Below are 14,290 nucleotides of genomic sequence, written 5' to 3' on the forward strand. Positions count from 1 at the left end.
CGCGGAATCTGGCCAGTTCGCGGCTCAGCCGTTGACCTTGCGCAGGATGGCGACGAGCTCGCGGTGCAGGCCCTCGTTGCCGCAGGCCACCGATTTCGCGGCGAGCGGCTCCGAGGCGCCGTCGGCGGAGGTGACGAAACCGCCGGCCTCGCGCACCAGGATGATGCCGGCGGCGATGTCCCAGGTCTGCAGGTCGCGCTCCCAGTACAGGTCGAGCCGGCCGCAGGCGACGTAGGCGAGGTCGAGGGCCGCCGACCCCATCCGCCGCGTGCCGCCGGAGACCGCCATCACCGCGGCGACCTCGCGCAGCAGGCGGGGATGGTTGCCGCGCCCGAGATAGGGCGTGCCGTAGGCGGTGAGCGCGTCGGCCATGTCGACCCGGCCCGAGACCCGCAGACGCCGGTTGTTGAGGTAGGCGCCCTTGCCGCGCTCGGCGACGAACAGCTCGTCCTTGACGGGATCGTAGATCACGCCCGCGACCACCTGGCCCTCGCGCTCGAGCCCGACCGAGATCGCGAAGTGCGGGATGCCGTGCAGGAAGTTCGAGGTGCCGTCGAGGGGGTCGACGTGCCAGACGTGGCTCCTGTCGGTGCCCTCGACGACGCCGGACTCCTCCAGCACCATGCCGTAGCCCGGCCGCGCCTTGGTCAGGGCGTCGCGCAGGGTCTCCTCGGCCTTGCGGTCGGCCGCCGAGACGAAATCGCCGGGGCCCTTTCGCGAGACCTGCAGGTTCTCGATCTCGCCGTAGTCGCGCCGCAGCCCCTTCGAGGCCTTGCGCACGGCGTCGACCATCACGGTCATCAAGGGTGAGGAGATCATGTCGAGGGCCTTGAGCGTTCGCGCGTCGTTGGACGCCGCGTTAAACGCTCTGGGGCGTGGAATCGACCCCCGGAACCGGGATGGCAGGCATCCCCGCCGGTCGCGGAGCCGATCACGCCGAACGCCGGCTGCGGTTCTGCCGCGATGTGGTCGGACGGCGCAGGTAGTAAAACTCCAAGTATAAATTCTATCGAGCGTTGCAGTCATATCATCATTGCGAAAAACAATTGATCATCGCAATTTCTATAAAGTTGGTTGTTAACTTTGGTCGACCACAACGCCTGGGAGATACCAGGGGGTCGGCCGGATCATGAGTAATACAGCGCTTTCACGCTGCCTGAGCGTTCTCGCTTCGGCGGCGTTGATCGCCTGCGCCACGGTCGCGCAGGGGCAGAGTCTGGATTCCGCCAAGGCCGCCTACAAGCGGCCGGATCTGATCCCGTTTCCGGAAGAGGCACGGTATTCGCCGCAGACGGCGACGCTCGGCAAGATGCTGTTCTTCGATCCGCGCCTGAGCGGCAAGCAGAACCTCTCCTGCGCCAGCTGCCACAATCCGTCGTTCGGGTTCGAGGTCCCGGTCGCCGGTGCGATCGGTGCGATCGGTGCGACCAACAAGCCCCTCGGGCGCAAGGCGCCCACCGTCCTGAACGCCGCCTGGATTCCGACCCTGTTCTGGGACGGCCGCGCCCCGAACCTGGAAACCCAGGCGATGGGTCCGATCACCGCCGAAGGCGAGATGGACGGGAAGTTCCCGGAGATCATCGGCCGCCTGAACAAGATTCCCGAATACAGCGCCTGGTTCGGCAAGCTGTTTCCCAAGGACGGCGTCACCCAGGACAACATCCTGACCGCGATCGCGACCTACGAGCGGACGGTCGTGGCCGGCACGGCGCCGTTCGATCGCTGGGTCGAGGGCGACGAGAGCGCGATCTCACCGGCCGCGCAACGCGGATTCGACCTGTTCACGGGCAAGGCCGCGTGCGCCGGCTGCCACACGGGCTGGAACTTCACCGACAACAAGTTCCACGACATCGGCATCCCGACCAAGGATGTCGGCCGTGCCGCCTTCTAGCCCGACGACCCGCGGGCGATGCACGCGTTCAAGACGCCGGGCCTGCGCAACCTGACCTACCGCGCCCCCTTCGGCCACGCCGGACAATTCGCCGACCTCGAAGCCGTCCTCGCCTTCTACGAGACGGGCGGCGTCGCACGTCCCTCGAAGTCGCCGCTGATGCGGCCGTTGCGGCTGGAAGCGCAGGAGCGGGCGGACCTTCTCGCGTTCCTGCGCACGCTGACGGCGGAGCAGACCCGGACCGCCCTACCGAACCTCCCGAACTGACGCGACGACGGAACGCCCACCATGTCGATCCGCTACAAGATCCTTCTTCCGCTCCTCGGCTTCATGATGCTGGCGGGCCTCCTGTCCGGTGTCACCGGGCTGGTCGGACTGGATGCCGTGGGCGACCTTTCGCGGGTCGCCGAGCGCACGAACGAAGCGAACGCGGCGAGCCGCGCGGCGCGCGACCGCTTCCACGGTGCCGACGAGCTGGTCGCGCGGGTGACCGCGATGACCGACCTGATCGACATGACGGTGGTCGCCGCCGACTTCACGGCCAAGGGCGACCAGCTCTCGGCCTTGCTCGGGCGGCTCGAAGCGGCCGCGTCGTCGGACCGGATGCGAGCCGTCTCCCACGCGGCCGGGACCGCGGCGACCGCCTGGCGCAGCGATGCGGAGATCCTGCTCGGCCTCCGCCCAGCGCAGGGCGTTCCCACCACGGAACGGATGACGCGCCATCGCCGGCGTTTGACGGAGGCCTTCGACGCCGCCGTGGCCCTGGCCGCCGAGGATGCGCAGGCCGGGATCGCGGCGACCCATCGCGCCACGGTATGGACGATCTGGGCGATGCTCGGGCTCGTCGGCGTCCTCACCCTGGTCGGGGTGACGACGGCCTGGTGGCTCGCCCGGAGCCTGTCGCAGCCCCTGATCCGGCTGACGGCCGACACGGACCGCCTCGCGCGGGGCGACACGGACGTGAAGCTGCTGGCGGCCGCCCGCCGGGACGAGATCGGCGACATCGCCCGGGCGGTGGTGAAGATCCGCGACATGTCGCTGGAGGACGCGGCCCGGCAGCTCGAGACCACCGCGGCCGAACGCCTGCGCGAAGAGGCTGCGCGGCGCCCCATGCTCCACGAACTCGCCGACGGGTTCGAGCGGACCGTCGGGAACATCGTCGCCCGCGTCTCCGATACCGTGGACGGGCTGCAGGCCTCCTCCGATACGATGCGCGCGGAAGTGGAGGGAACCGCCCTGTGCTCGACCCGCGCTGCGGGCGCGGCCCGCGACACCGGCGGCAACGTGGACGCCGCGGTGAACGCGGCCGGCACGATCGGCGCGACGATGGGCGAGATCGGCCGGCAGGTCGATCAGGCGACGGCGATGTCGGCCACCGCCGTGCAGGCCGCATCCCGCACCGAATCCACCATGGCGGCGCTCGACCGCGCGGCGAACCGGATCGGCGACGTGATCGGCCTCGTCTCGACCATCGCGCGGCAGACGAACCTGCTGGCGCTCAACGCCACCATCGAGGCCGCCCGCGCAGGCGAGGCCGGCCGCGGCTTCGCCGTCGTGGCCGCGGAGGTCAAGGAACTCGCATCCCAGACCTCCAACGCCACGGCCGAGATCGACCGGCAGGTCGCCGCGATCCAGGCGGCGACCGGAGACGCCGCCGGGGCGATCCAGGACATCGCCGCCCAAATCCAGGCCATGAACGGCGTGGCGACGAGCATCGCCCACGCCGTGCAGGAGCAGAGTGCCGCCACGCAGGCGATCGTGCGCAGCATGGCCGAAGCCTCGGCCGGCACCGACCAGGTGACGAACGACATCGCCGAGGTCGTCCACTTGGCGGACGGCGCGGGACAGGCGGCGCAATCGGTCGCGGCCGCGGCCGACGCGCTCGCCGGCCAACCCGGCATGCTGCGCGCGGAAGTCCGCCAGTTTCTCGCCGACGTGCGCGCCGCCTGAATCGAGAACGGCGATGTGCTTGCGCGCATCGCCGTTCTCGACCGGTCGCATGCCGGGCATCGAAATGATGCGGCACCGGGCCACCCCGCCGTCGTCGCGGGGCGCCCGATGTGCCTGGAGACGCCTCAGTCGGCCATCGCCGCCTTGAGGTTCTCGTCGACCTTGTCGAGGAAGCCGGTGGTGGAGAGCCACTTCTGCTCCGGCCCGACCAGGAGGGCGAGGTCCTTGGTCATGAAGCCGGCCTCGACGGTGTCGACGCTGACGGTCTCGATCGTCGTGGCGAACTTCGCAAGCTCCGCGTTGCCGTCGAGCTTGGCCCGGTGGGCGAGGCCGCGGGTCCAGGCGAAGATCGAGGCGATCGAGTTGGTCGAGGTCTCCTTGCCCTTCTGGTGCTCGCGGTAGTGGCGCGTCACCGTGCCGTGGGCGGCCTCGGCCTCGACGGTCTGGCCGTCCGGGGTCATCAGCACCGAGGTCATCAGGCCGAGCGAGCCGAAGCCCTGCGCCGCCGTGTCCGACTGCACGTCGCCGTCGTAGTTCTTGCAGGCCCAGACGTAGCCGCCCGACCACTTGAGGCACGAGGCGACCATGTCGTCGATCAGGCGGTGCTCGTAGGTGATGCCGAGCGCCTCGAACTTGCCCTTGAACTCGGCGTCGAACACCTCATGGAACAGGTCCTTGAAGCGCCCGTCATAGGCCTTGAGGATGGTGTTCTTGGTGGAGAGATAAACTGGGTACTTGCGCGCCAGCCCGTAGTTCAGCGAGGCGCGGGCGAAGTCGCGGATCGACTCGTCGAGGTTGTACATCGACATCGCGACGCCGGCCGCGGGGAACTTGAACACTTCCTTCTCGATGACGGTGCCGTCGTCGCCCTCGAACTTGATGGTCAGGCGGCCCTTGCCCGGCACCTTGAAGTCGGTGGCGCGGTACTGGTCGCCGTAGGCGTGGCGGCCGATGACGAAGGGCTGCGTCCAGCCCGGCACGAGGCGGGGCACGTTCTTGCAGATGATCGGCTCGCGGAAGATCACGCCGCCGAGGATGTTGCGGATCGTGCCGTTGGGCGAGCGCCACATCTCCTTGAGCTTGAACTCCTCGACGCGCTGCTCGTCGGGGGTGATCGTGGCGCACTTCACGCCGACGCCGTGGCGCTTGATCGCCTCGGCCGCGTCGACCGTGACCTTGTCGTTCGTGGCGTCGCGATGCTCGACGCCGAGGTCGTAATAGTCGAGGTCCAGGTCGAGATAGGGGTGGATCAGCTTGTTCTTGATCTCGGACCAGATGATTCGCGTCATCTCGTCGCCGTCGAGCTCGACGACGGGCTTCGCCACCTTGATCTTGTCCATGAGCCACTGCCTTCCGTAGAAATCCGGGCGGACCCCATGCAAATGCCGTGCGGCCGCGGGGCGGGTCATAGCGCGGGCCTTTCCCGGACGAAAGCCGGGGGCGCGGACAGGCCGCCGGGGCTGTCATGCGCGCCGGGCCGTGCGGCGCGAGGGGTGGACATCCGGCGCCGCGGCTGAAATCAGCGCGCATCCATCGAGCGTCAGGAGCAACCATGAGCGAGCGCATCATCCTGCGGGCCGGCGAGGCGCTGGTCGCCGGCGGGCCCCCGAACACGGCTGCCGAGCCCGAGGTGATCATCGGCGAGCTCGACGGGCCGGTGGGCACCGCGCTCGCCACGCTGACCGGCGACCAGGTCGTCGGCCATTCCCGCGTCTTCGCCCTGCTGAACACCGACATCATGGTGCGCCCGGTGACGCTGTGCGTCTCCAAGGTCAGCGTCACGGAATCGAAGTACACCTCGATACTGATGGGCACGGTGCAGTTCGCCATCGCCAACGGCGTGCTCGACGCGGTGCGCGCCGGCTACATCCCCAAGGACAAGGCCAACGACCTCGGCATCATCTGCTCGGTCTGGCTCAGCCCGGGCGTGATCGAGGCCGAGACCGTCGACCACAAGGCGCTGTTCGACATCCAGCGCCGCGGGATGACGGAAGCGATCCGCAAGGCGATGACCAACGAGCCCTCGATCGAATGGCTCCTCGAGAACCAGGACAAGATCGTGCACAAGTATTATCAGATGGGTCTGGACGGGAAGATCTGAGCGCCGCGAACGAGGGCCTCCGTCCGCTCGGAGGTCCTTCCGCACGGCGGACGTCCGTGCGAGAGGCCCGCGCATGAGCGTCCCCGTCGTCATCCTCGTCGAACCGCAGTTGGCCGAGAACATCGGCATGACCGCCCGCGCGATGGCGAATTTCGGGCTGTCGGAGCTGCGGCTCGTCGCGCCGCGGAACGGCTGGCCGAAGAAGGGCATGCGCGAGGCCGCCTCCGGCGCGACGCACGTGCTCGACGCGGCAAAGGTCTACGCGACGCTCCCCGAGGCCGTCGCCGACCTGAACGTCCTGTTCGCGACGACCGCGCGGGAGCGCGGGCAGATGAAGCGCGTCCTGCTGCCCGACGTCGCCATGGCGGAGGCGAACGTGCGGATCGCGAATTCCGAAAAGGTGGGCGTGATGTTCGGGCGCGAGCGCATCGGGCTCCTGAACGACGAGGTGTCGCTGGCCGACGCCATCGTCACCTTCCCCGTGAGCGAGGAATTTCCCTCGCTCAACCTCGCGCAGGCGGTTCTGCTGGTGGGATACGAGTGGCGCCGCGCGGCGGGCCTGGCCCAGGCCCCCTTCACCGGCGAGATTCGCGCGCCGCAGGCGACCCGCGAGGCGCTGCTCTCGCTGTTCGAGACCCTGGAGGCGACGCTCGCCCGCGCCGGCTTCTATCCGCCGGAAAAGCGCGAGAGCATCGCCCGCAACATGCGCGACCGGCTCCACCGCATGAGCCTGACCGAGCAGGACGTGCGCACCTTTCGCGGTGCGCTGAAGGCGCTGGAACGCGGTGCCCGGCGCCGGCCGGACGGGGCTGCTTAAAGCAATCTCCAGCGCGGTGGATGCCGGCTCGCGTCGAGACGATGCGACCCCACGACGAGAGAGAGCGTTTTCCGTGATCCGGAGATCAGGGATGACGCCCTAGCCACGCTCGGCGGGCTTGCGCGCCGTGGCGGCGCGGGTCGATTGCGCGGCGAGGCTGCGCAGCGAGGCGAGGTTGGCGGCGACCTCCGCCGGCGGCAGGTCGCGCCGCAGGATCGCCTCGGCCTCGTCGAAGCGGCCCTTCAGGCCGAGCACCAGCGCGAGGTTGCCGCGCACCCGCGCATCCGCGCCCGGTCGTGAAACGGCGACGCGCATCGTCTCCTCCGCCCGGTCGAGCTGGCGCGCCAGGGCGTAGGACAGGCCGAGATTGGACAGCACCGAGGGCTCGTCCGGCCGGATTTTCAGGGCGGCGTCGTAGAAACCCTGCGCGCGGGCGTGGTCGCCGAGCTGGTCGGCGACGGAGCCCTGCGCCGAGAGGATGCGCCAATCCGGCTGGGCCGGGGAATGGGCGTTCTGCAGCACCTCCTGCGCCTCCTGCAGCCGCCCGACCTCCACCAGGGACTTGCCGTAGGCGCCGAGCACCGCCGTGTTGCGCGGGTTGCGAAGCGCCGCCTGCTGCAGCACCGCGCTCGCCTGGGCGCGCTGGTCGCTGGCCCGCAGCGCCTGCGCGTAGCGCATCGCGGTGCCGAGGTCGTTGGGGTTGGCCGCGTAGGATTCCGCGAGCGCCTCGGTCTGCCCGGCCGAGGGGCGCGCGCCGTTGATCGAGCCGGTGGTCTCCGGCGAGCGCGACTGGCAGCCCGCGGCCACGAGGGTGACCAGGCAGGCGGCGATCAGCCGGGGTGCCGAGTTCCGTGCGAACGTGGCCGCAACCGGCCGGGAGGCCGCGATCATGGAATGCTCCGTCGAGGTCGGGCGGGTTCTTCCCGCACCCGACGGGACGGTGATAGAGCGTTAACCCTAACCCAGGGTTAAACGCCCCGGCCGGCCAGGACCGCATGACCGACACCGCACCGTCCATCCCTCCGTTGTTGCCGGCCGGTACTCCCGGCATCCCGGTCACGCTCGTCGCCAAGGCCGGCTGGCCGGCGACCGAGGCGGGGCTGGAGGCGTCGCAGAGGACCTATGCGGCGGCGACCGGCTTCACCGCGAAAGCCGGCCAGCTCGCGCTTCTGCCGGCCGCCGACGGCAGCTTCGCCCGCGTCCTGTTCGGCCTCGGCGCGACGGACGAGGCCGGCCACGACCGGCTGTCGGCCGGCAAGCTCCCCGGCCTGCTCCCGCCCGGCGCCTACGCGCTGGCGCAGGTCGCGGGCGATGCCGCCGCCGAGGCCGCGCTCGCCTGGCTGCTCGGCGCCTACCGCTTCTCGCGCTATCGCTCCGCCGGGCCGGAGCAACCGCGCCTCGTCGCGCCCGACGGCGTCGCCGCCGGCGAGGTCGGTCGCATCGCCGCCGCGGTCGCCCTCGGGCGCGACCTCGTCAACACGCCCGCCAACGACCTCGGCCCGGCCGAGATCGAGGCGGCGGCGCGGGCGTTGGCCGGGCGCCATGGCGCTACGGTGTCCGTGATCGCCGGCGCCGAGCTCGAACGCGACTTCCCGCTGGTCCACGCGGTCGGCGCCGCCTCGACCCGCCAGCCCCGTCTCATCGACCTGAGCTGGGGGCCGGAAGACGCACCGCGCGTGACCCTCGTCGGCAAGGGCGTCGCCTTCGACACCGGCGGCCTCGACATCAAGCCGTCGGCCGGCATGCTGCTGATGAAGAAGGACATGGGCGGCGCGGCCGCGGCGCTGGCCGCCGCCGACATGGCGATGGGCGCCGGCTTGCGCCTGCGCCTGCGGCTGCTCATCCCGGCGGTGGAGAACGCGATCTCCGGCGAGGCCTTCCGCCCCGGTGACGTGATCCGCAGCCGGGCCGGGCTCACCGTCGAGATCGGCAACACCGACGCGGAGGGCCGCCTGATCCTCGCCGACGCGCTGGCGCTGGCCGACGCCGAGGCGCCCGACCTGTTGATCGACTTCGCGACGCTCACCGGCGCCGCCCGCGTGGCGCTCGGTCCCGACCTGCCGGCCTACTTCACCGAGGACGACGCGCTCGCCGCCGCGTTCGAGGCGGCGGGCCGGGCGGCGATCGACCCGGTCTGGCGCCTGCCGCTGCACGCGCCCTATGCGAGCCTCCTCGCCTCGAAGGTCGCCGACCTCAACAACGTCTCGGGCGGCCCCTTCGCCGGGGCGATCACCGCCGCCCTGTTCCTGCGCCGCTTCGCCCCGAACACGAAGCGCCACGTGCACGTCGACCTCTACGGCTGGAACCCCTCGACCAAGCCCGGTCGCCCGGAAGGCGGTGAGGTGCAGTCCGCGCGGCTGGTCTACGCGCTGCTGAAGGAGCGCTACCCGGCGTGACGGAGGGCTTGGGCCGAACCCAGGCGACGCGCGGCCGGCATCGTCCCGTCGGATGCACGGCACCGATGACGATCACAGATCCTGCGCCGCCGGGCGACGGGACCCGGAGGAGGCCCCGCCATGCCCACTAAACCGATCAAGGGACCGGCCTCGTACTTCCCATCCATCGAGAAAAAATACGGGCGCCCGGTGAGCGCGTGGCAGCAGATCGTGCGGGACAAGCTTCCAGCCAAGCACATGGATCTGGTCGCGATGCTGAAGAGCGATCACGGCTTGGGTCACGGGCACGCCAACGCGATCGTGGCGTCCGTCCTGGCGGCGGAGAAGGCCTGAACGCCCTCATCCCGCCAGCGGCAACCCTGTCTCGATCAGCCGCGCCCAGAGCGAGGCCCCGAGCGGGGCGGCGGCATCGCAGAAGTCGTAATGCGGGTGGTGCAGCGCGGCGCTGTCGCCGTTGCCGAGGAACAGGTAGGCGCCGGGGCGGCGGCCGAGCATGTAGGAGAAGTCTTCCGCCGCCATCATCGGCGCCACGGCGCGGTCGACCCGGCCCTCCCCAACGAGGCCCGCGGCGACGTCGGCCATGAAGGCGGCCTCCGCGGGGTGGTTCTCCGTCACCGGATAGCTCGATCCGAAGTCGACGCCGCCGACGGCGCCGAAGCCGGCCGAGACCTGCTCGACGATGGCCACGATCCGCGCCTTCGTCGCCGCGCGCACCTCGGTGGAGAGCGCACGCATGGTGCCGCGCATCGTCACCGTCTGCGGCAGGACGTTGAAGGCCTCGCCCGCCTCGAGCGCGCAGACCGAGACCACCGCCGATTGCAGCGGGTCGATGTTGCGCGAGACGATCGATTGCAGCGCGATCACCACGTGGCTCGCCACCAGCACGCTGTCGATCGCGTTCTGCGGGAGGGCTGCGTGGCCGCCGCGCCCCTCGATCGTCAGGGTGAAGCGGTCGGTCGAGGCCATGATCGGGCCGGGGCGGATGGCGAACCGCCCGAGCGCGAGACCGGGGATGTTGTGCATGCCGTAGACCGCATCGATGCCGAAGCGCTCCATCAGGCCGTCCTCGACCATCGCCTCGCCGCCGCCGCCGCCCTCCTCCGCCGGCTGGAAGATCAGCACCGCCGTGCCGTCGAAGGCGCGGGTGGCGGCGAGGTACTTGGCGGCGCCGAGCAGCATCGCGGTGTGCCCGTCATGGCCGCAGGCGTGCATCTTGCCCGGCACGGTCGAGCGGTAGGGAAGGTCGCGCACCTCCTGGATCGGCAGGGCGTCCATGTCGGCCCGCAGGCCCAGGGTGCGGATGCGGTTCGCGCCGTTTCCCGTTCCCCGCCCGCGGACCACCCCGACCACGCCGGTCCGGCCGATGCCGGTGACGACCTCGTCGCAGCCGAAGGCTTCGAGCTTGCCCGCCACGAAGGCGGCGGTGCGCGTCACGTCGTAGAGCAGCTCGGGATGGGCGTGCAGGTCGTGCCGCCACGCCGCCATCTCGTCGGCGAAGGCGTCGATCTCCGGCAGGCTGCCGGTGGATCGATGCGCGGCATCGGCCTCCTGGCCGGAGGTGTCGCCAGCGGGCGGAAAGTCGTTGGAGAAGTGGTGCAGCGCCATGGATCGCGAGGCCTTCGGCTCCGGTCGTCGCGGCCGGCTCGTCTCCCCAGCAAACAGGGGGCCAAGGTCCCGGTCAACGGGCGATCCGGGCCGCGCCGCCTCAGCGGCGTCCGGAACCGCCGTCGTTGTGCGCACGCGTCTGCGCCGCGAGCGCCGCGTCGAGCTTCCGCATCGCCTCGAAGCGCGCGATGTCGGCCTCGACGTCGCGGATCGTCTCCTCGATGAGGTGCTGCTGGATCGCGAGCCGCGGATCGTCCGGGCTCATGTCCTCGCGCTGCCGCAGCCGCAGCACCGCCTGCCGCACCACGCCGTAGACCGCCTCGCGCTCGGCCCGGTTCATGGAGGGCTTGATCGCCTGGGCGACGAGATCGGAGAAGTCCGCCATGCGCGTGAGATCGGGTCCGTTGAAGGCGAGGTCGGGTGAGTCGGTCGAGCGGGGCGCCCGCTCAGATCCGCTGGTCCCTGATCCCGCCGACGATGAGCGACACCGAGCTCCACAGAACGACGAAGCAGAAGAACAGCACCGCGAGCTGGTGCCAGCGCTTCGGATAGAGCGAATCCGTCGGGATCATCGGCGGCACGAAGGCGGTGAGGAAGATGTGCTGCTTGCCGGCCGAGACGCGGGCCTTGTCGAGGATCGTGTTCGCCATCTCGTTCAGCTTCTCGGCGATGGTGCGTTCGACCATCAGGCCCTCGTATTCGAGCAGCGCGTTGGTCAAGGTCGCGCCGCCCGCGGAGCCGCCGTCGGTGGTGAGCTGGTCCTGCAGCCCCTTCATCTGGCTGTCGATCGCGGCCACCGTGGCGGCGAGCACCTGGATCGAGCGCGACTTCTCGTCGAGGTTCGATCCACGCAGCACCTGGAGGTCGTTCTCGGCCTTCAGCTTGTCCTTGCGCAGGGTCATCATCGTCGTCAGCGTGCTCTCCGCCGACTTGATCGGATCGATGATGCCCCAGTGGTTGCGGTAACGCTGGATGTCGAGGGTCGCCTTGCGCAGCCGCTCCTCGGACGCGACCGAATCGACCTCGGCCTGCTTGACCATGTCGGCCTGCGCCCGCCGCGAGATCTCGTTGATCAGCACCTCGGAGCGCGCGATCACGTCCTTGGCGATCGCCAGGGCGTCCTCCGGCGTGAAGGCGCGCACCGACAGCTGGATCACGCCCGAGATCGCGTCGATCCGCGCGAGGACGTGCTCCTGCCAGTACTTGGTCAGTTCCTCGATCGGCTGCGGCGCACGGTATCGCGCCCAGAAGTCGGCTTCCTTGCGCGAGAACATCCGCGACACGCCGAGGCTCTTCTCGACGGCGTCGACCATGGCTTGGCTGTTGATGAAGTCCCGGACGATGTAGCTGTCCTGGCTGTTGTGCTTCTGAATCAGGCTCGTGTACTCGCCGAGCGAGACGTTCTCCATCGGCTCGACGTTGCCGCGCACGGCGAACTGCGCCTCGGCGATGTACTGGTCCGACGCGATCGCGAACAGGTAGAACGCGACCACCGCCGTCGGCAGCAGGACGAACAGGCTGAATCGCTGCACCAGCCGGGCGACGTAGCTCTTGGGCTCGGCGTCGGCTGGGCGCAGGCCGGGCAGGCGCGTCCAGGCGAGGCTCTCGCGGGTGCGCTGCACGAGGGAGCGCCGCTCCGGCGCGCGGATCGGCTCGATCGTCTCCGCGCCGCGGCGAAGCTCGGTCACCGAGCGCTGCGCGACCTGCAGCAGGCCGCGGAGTCGATCGCCTTGCCTGACCTCGTCGACGCTCATCCGTTCCGGTTTCCTGCGCTTTGTCCGTTCGGCCGTGCTGTGTCGGGCAGCTTTTCCGAGCCTTCGGGGAAGCCGCTCGCCCACGATCGGAACGGTGCCGCAATCCCGTTCTTTTCGGCCCTTTTTAAGGCGTCGGGCCTGCCGTGCCCTGGGCGGGCTCGGGCGAATCCGCGCGGTTGCGCGCCGCGCCGCCTCGTCCTACCCGATAGGCGATGAAACCGGACCCCGCCGACCGCACGCCGCCCCCAACCGTCCGCACCGCGAAGGCGAAGTTTTCGGAGGTCGTCGCCGTCTGCACCAAATGCGCCAAGCGCCAGGGCTTGTCCAAGCGCGCGATCCGCGACCGGGTGAAGGCCGGCCTGAAGCAGGGCGGCTCCGGGGCGAAGCTGCGGGTGGTCGAGACCGGATGCCTCGGCCCCTGCCCGAAGCGCCTCGTCGCCGTCGCCACCGGAGCCAGCGTCGCGGCCGGACGGATCCTGCTGATCGATCCGACGGCGTCGCCGGACGCGATCGTCGCCCTGCTGCTGCCCCCGCGCGCAAACCTGGGCCAAGACGAGCGCGACGACGCCCGCGACACGGCCGCGTGAGCGCGCCGGAACCTCTTCGCGCGGGGCGGCCCGCGCTCGCTCGGGCGCTCCTGCGGCGCCTGCCGCTCGTCGGCACCGTGCTCGGCCTCGGGCTCGCGATCTGGCTCGTCGCCACCAACGATCTCGGCGCCGTCGCCGACGCCTTCGGCCGGATCGGCATCTTCGGCCTCGCCGGCGTCGTGACGATGCGGGCGGCGATCGTGCTGCTCTGCGCGCTGGCGTGGCAGCGCATCCTCGATCGCCTGTCGCCGGCGGGCTTCGGCGCCTTCGCCACCCTGCGGTTCGTGCGCGAGGGCATCAACGTGCTGCTGCCCGTCGCCTCCGTCGGCGGCGACGTGGTCGGCGGCCGGCTGTTGACCTTCTGGGGCGTGGCCGGCCCGCTCGCCGCGGCCTCGATCCTCGCCGACATGCTGTTCCAGGTCGGCACCCAGGCGCTGTTCGCCCTGCTCGGCGCCGGCCTGCTGATGCAGGTCCAGGGCGAGCCGGCGGCCGAACTCGCGAGCTGGGTCTTCAGGGCGCTCGCGGTCGCCGGCCTCGTGCTGGCCGCCTTCTTCGCCTTCCAGCGCACCGGCGCGGCGCGCTTCGTCGAGGCCCGCCTCGGCGCGCTCTCGCGCCGCTTCGTGCGCGAGGCCGAACCGGCGCGCAGCGCGGGCGGCAGCGTGCAGGATGCCCTCGACGCGGTCTGGGGCCGCGGCCGGCGGGCACGGCTTCTGCAATCGATCCTGCTGCACGCGCTGGCCTGGACGCTGGGCGCCGCCGAGATCGCGATCGTGCTCGCCTGCATCGGCGTCGAGGGCGCCACGCTCTCCGAGGTTCTGGTGATCGAGGCCCTGAGCCAGGCGATCAAGTCGGCGGCCTTCCCGATCCCGAGCGGGCTCGGCGTGCAGGAAGGCGGGTTCGTGCTCGTCGGCGCCCTGTTCGGGATCGATCCGGGCACCGCCATCGCCCTGTCCCTCGCCAAGCGCGTGCCCGACGTGGTGCTCGGCCTGCCCGCGCTGATCGTGTGGCAGAACCTCGAGGCGCGCCGCGGCGCCGTGCGCGCCGAGACGCCATGAGCCCGCAAGAGACGCCATGAGCCCGCAAGAGACGCCATGAGCCCACAAGAGACGCCGTGAACCTGCTCGGGCCGCCGGGAAGGCTTGCACGGTCGCCGAACCCGCCCCAGGGTGCCGGCGCCATGACCCCTGCC

At 70.6% G+C, this 14,290-nt stretch carries 13 protein-coding genes and 1 pseudogene; 8 read left to right on the top strand and 6 right to left on the bottom strand.

Going from position 1 to position 14,290, the window contains the following annotated elements:
* Window positions 1-24: 24 nt before the first annotated feature.
* Window positions 25-819 (bottom strand): inositol monophosphatase family protein, encoded by a 795-nt coding sequence (locus FV226_RS12900; protein WP_147763208.1) that lies wholly within the window; start codon window positions 817-819, stop codon window positions 25-27.
* Between the two features lie 337 nt (window positions 820-1,156).
* Here FV226_RS12900 and FV226_RS12905 point away from each other — a divergent pair.
* Window positions 1,157-2,158, top strand: a pseudogene (locus tag FV226_RS12905) (cytochrome c peroxidase).
* Window positions 2,159-2,179: 21 nt separating this feature from the next.
* Window positions 2,180-3,841 (top strand): HAMP domain-containing methyl-accepting chemotaxis protein, encoded by a 1,662-nt coding sequence (locus FV226_RS12910; protein WP_147763209.1) that lies wholly within the window; start codon window positions 2,180-2,182, stop codon window positions 3,839-3,841.
* 125 nt (window positions 3,842-3,966) lie between these two features.
* Here FV226_RS12910 and FV226_RS12915 read toward each other — a convergent pair whose 3' ends face one another.
* Window positions 3,967-5,181 (bottom strand): NADP-dependent isocitrate dehydrogenase, encoded by a 1,215-nt coding sequence (locus FV226_RS12915; RefSeq protein WP_147763210.1) that lies wholly within the window; start codon window positions 5,179-5,181, stop codon window positions 3,967-3,969.
* A 212-nt stretch (window positions 5,182-5,393) separates the two neighbouring features.
* Between FV226_RS12915 and FV226_RS12920 the strand changes: the two genes are divergently transcribed.
* Together FV226_RS12920 and FV226_RS12925 are read left to right on the top strand one after the other, a co-directional pair.
* Window positions 5,394-5,942 carry a formaldehyde-activating enzyme gene (locus FV226_RS12920; protein WP_147763211.1) on the top strand — a complete coding sequence of 183 codons (549 nt, stop codon included), beginning with the start codon at window positions 5,394-5,396 and terminating at the stop codon, window positions 5,940-5,942.
* A gap of 73 nt (window positions 5,943-6,015) precedes the next feature.
* Window positions 6,016-6,759: an RNA methyltransferase gene (locus FV226_RS12925; RefSeq protein ID WP_147763212.1), complete on the top strand. Its 744-nt coding sequence runs from the start codon at window positions 6,016-6,018 to the stop codon at window positions 6,757-6,759.
* Between the two features lie 99 nt (window positions 6,760-6,858).
* Here the strand turns inward: FV226_RS12925 and FV226_RS12930 are convergent, their stop codons facing one another.
* Window positions 6,859-7,650 (bottom strand): tetratricopeptide repeat protein, encoded by a 792-nt coding sequence (locus tag FV226_RS12930; protein WP_147763213.1) that lies wholly within the window; start codon window positions 7,648-7,650, stop codon window positions 6,859-6,861.
* Between the two features lie 104 nt (window positions 7,651-7,754).
* Here FV226_RS12930 and FV226_RS12935 point away from each other — a divergent pair, with 104 nt between their 5' ends.
* Together FV226_RS12935 and FV226_RS12940 are read left to right on the top strand one after the other, a co-directional pair.
* A complete protein-coding gene (locus FV226_RS12935; RefSeq protein WP_147763214.1) occupies window positions 7,755-9,155 on the top strand; it encodes a leucyl aminopeptidase family protein in 1,401 nt (466 codons plus the stop codon).
* A 120-nt stretch (window positions 9,156-9,275) separates the two neighbouring features.
* A complete protein-coding gene (locus FV226_RS12940) occupies window positions 9,276-9,488 on the top strand; it encodes a DUF4287 domain-containing protein (protein WP_147763215.1) in 213 nt (70 codons plus the stop codon).
* Window positions 9,489-9,494: 6 nt separating this feature from the next.
* On the opposite strand, the gene FV226_RS12945 is transcribed toward FV226_RS12940, so the two are convergent.
* The 3 genes from FV226_RS12945 to FV226_RS12955 form a co-directional block, all read right to left on the bottom strand.
* Window positions 9,495-10,670 (bottom strand): M20 aminoacylase family protein, encoded by a 1,176-nt coding sequence (locus FV226_RS12945; protein ID WP_187278751.1) that lies wholly within the window; start codon window positions 10,668-10,670, stop codon window positions 9,495-9,497.
* A gap of 190 nt (window positions 10,671-10,860) precedes the next feature.
* A complete protein-coding gene (locus tag FV226_RS12950) occupies window positions 10,861-11,145 on the bottom strand; it encodes a hypothetical protein (RefSeq protein ID WP_147750165.1) in 285 nt (94 codons plus the stop codon).
* A gap of 61 nt (window positions 11,146-11,206) precedes the next feature.
* Window positions 11,207-12,514: a capsule biosynthesis protein gene (locus FV226_RS12955; RefSeq protein ID WP_147763216.1), complete on the bottom strand. Its 1,308-nt coding sequence runs from the start codon at window positions 12,512-12,514 to the stop codon at window positions 11,207-11,209.
* Window positions 12,515-12,726: 212 nt separating this feature from the next.
* On the opposite strand from FV226_RS12955, the gene FV226_RS12960 reads away from it, so the two are divergent.
* Complete coding sequence (locus FV226_RS12960; protein ID WP_187278750.1) at window positions 12,727-13,101, top strand: (2Fe-2S) ferredoxin domain-containing protein; 375 nt, start codon at window positions 12,727-12,729, stop codon at window positions 13,099-13,101.
* Window positions 13,098-14,156 (top strand): lysylphosphatidylglycerol synthase domain-containing protein, encoded by a 1,059-nt coding sequence (locus FV226_RS12965; protein WP_147763217.1) that lies wholly within the window; start codon window positions 13,098-13,100, stop codon window positions 14,154-14,156. The genes FV226_RS12960 and FV226_RS12965 overlap by 4 nt, the downstream gene beginning before the upstream one ends.
* Window positions 14,157-14,290 lie beyond the last annotated feature (134 nt).

Source organism: Methylobacterium sp. WL12, from assembly GCF_008039475.1.
Classification (GTDB): domain Bacteria; phylum Pseudomonadota; class Alphaproteobacteria; order Rhizobiales; family Beijerinckiaceae; genus Methylobacterium; species Methylobacterium cerastii.

Coding starts and splice junctions, on each gene's coding strand:
- FV226_RS12900 (WP_147763208.1), bottom strand. CDS start 819: ATGATCTCCTCACCCTTGATGACCGTGATGGTCGACGCCGTGCGCAAG.
- FV226_RS12910 (WP_147763209.1), top strand. CDS start 2,180: ATGTCGATCCGCTACAAGATCCTTCTTCCGCTCCTCGGCTTCATGATG.
- FV226_RS12915 (WP_147763210.1), bottom strand. CDS start 5,181: ATGGACAAGATCAAGGTGGCGAAGCCCGTCGTCGAGCTCGACGGCGAC.
- FV226_RS12920 (WP_147763211.1), top strand. CDS start 5,394: ATGAGCGAGCGCATCATCCTGCGGGCCGGCGAGGCGCTGGTCGCCGGC.
- FV226_RS12925 (WP_147763212.1), top strand. CDS start 6,016: ATGAGCGTCCCCGTCGTCATCCTCGTCGAACCGCAGTTGGCCGAGAAC.
- FV226_RS12930 (WP_147763213.1), bottom strand. CDS start 7,650: ATGATCGCGGCCTCCCGGCCGGTTGCGGCCACGTTCGCACGGAACTCG.
- FV226_RS12935 (WP_147763214.1), top strand. CDS start 7,755: ATGACCGACACCGCACCGTCCATCCCTCCGTTGTTGCCGGCCGGTACT.
- FV226_RS12940 (WP_147763215.1), top strand. CDS start 9,276: ATGCCCACTAAACCGATCAAGGGACCGGCCTCGTACTTCCCATCCATC.
- FV226_RS12950 (WP_147750165.1), bottom strand. CDS start 11,145: ATGGCGGACTTCTCCGATCTCGTCGCCCAGGCGATCAAGCCCTCCATG.
- FV226_RS12955 (WP_147763216.1), bottom strand. CDS start 12,514: ATGAGCGTCGACGAGGTCAGGCAAGGCGATCGACTCCGCGGCCTGCTG.
- FV226_RS12960 (WP_187278750.1), top strand. CDS start 12,727: ATGAAACCGGACCCCGCCGACCGCACGCCGCCCCCAACCGTCCGCACC.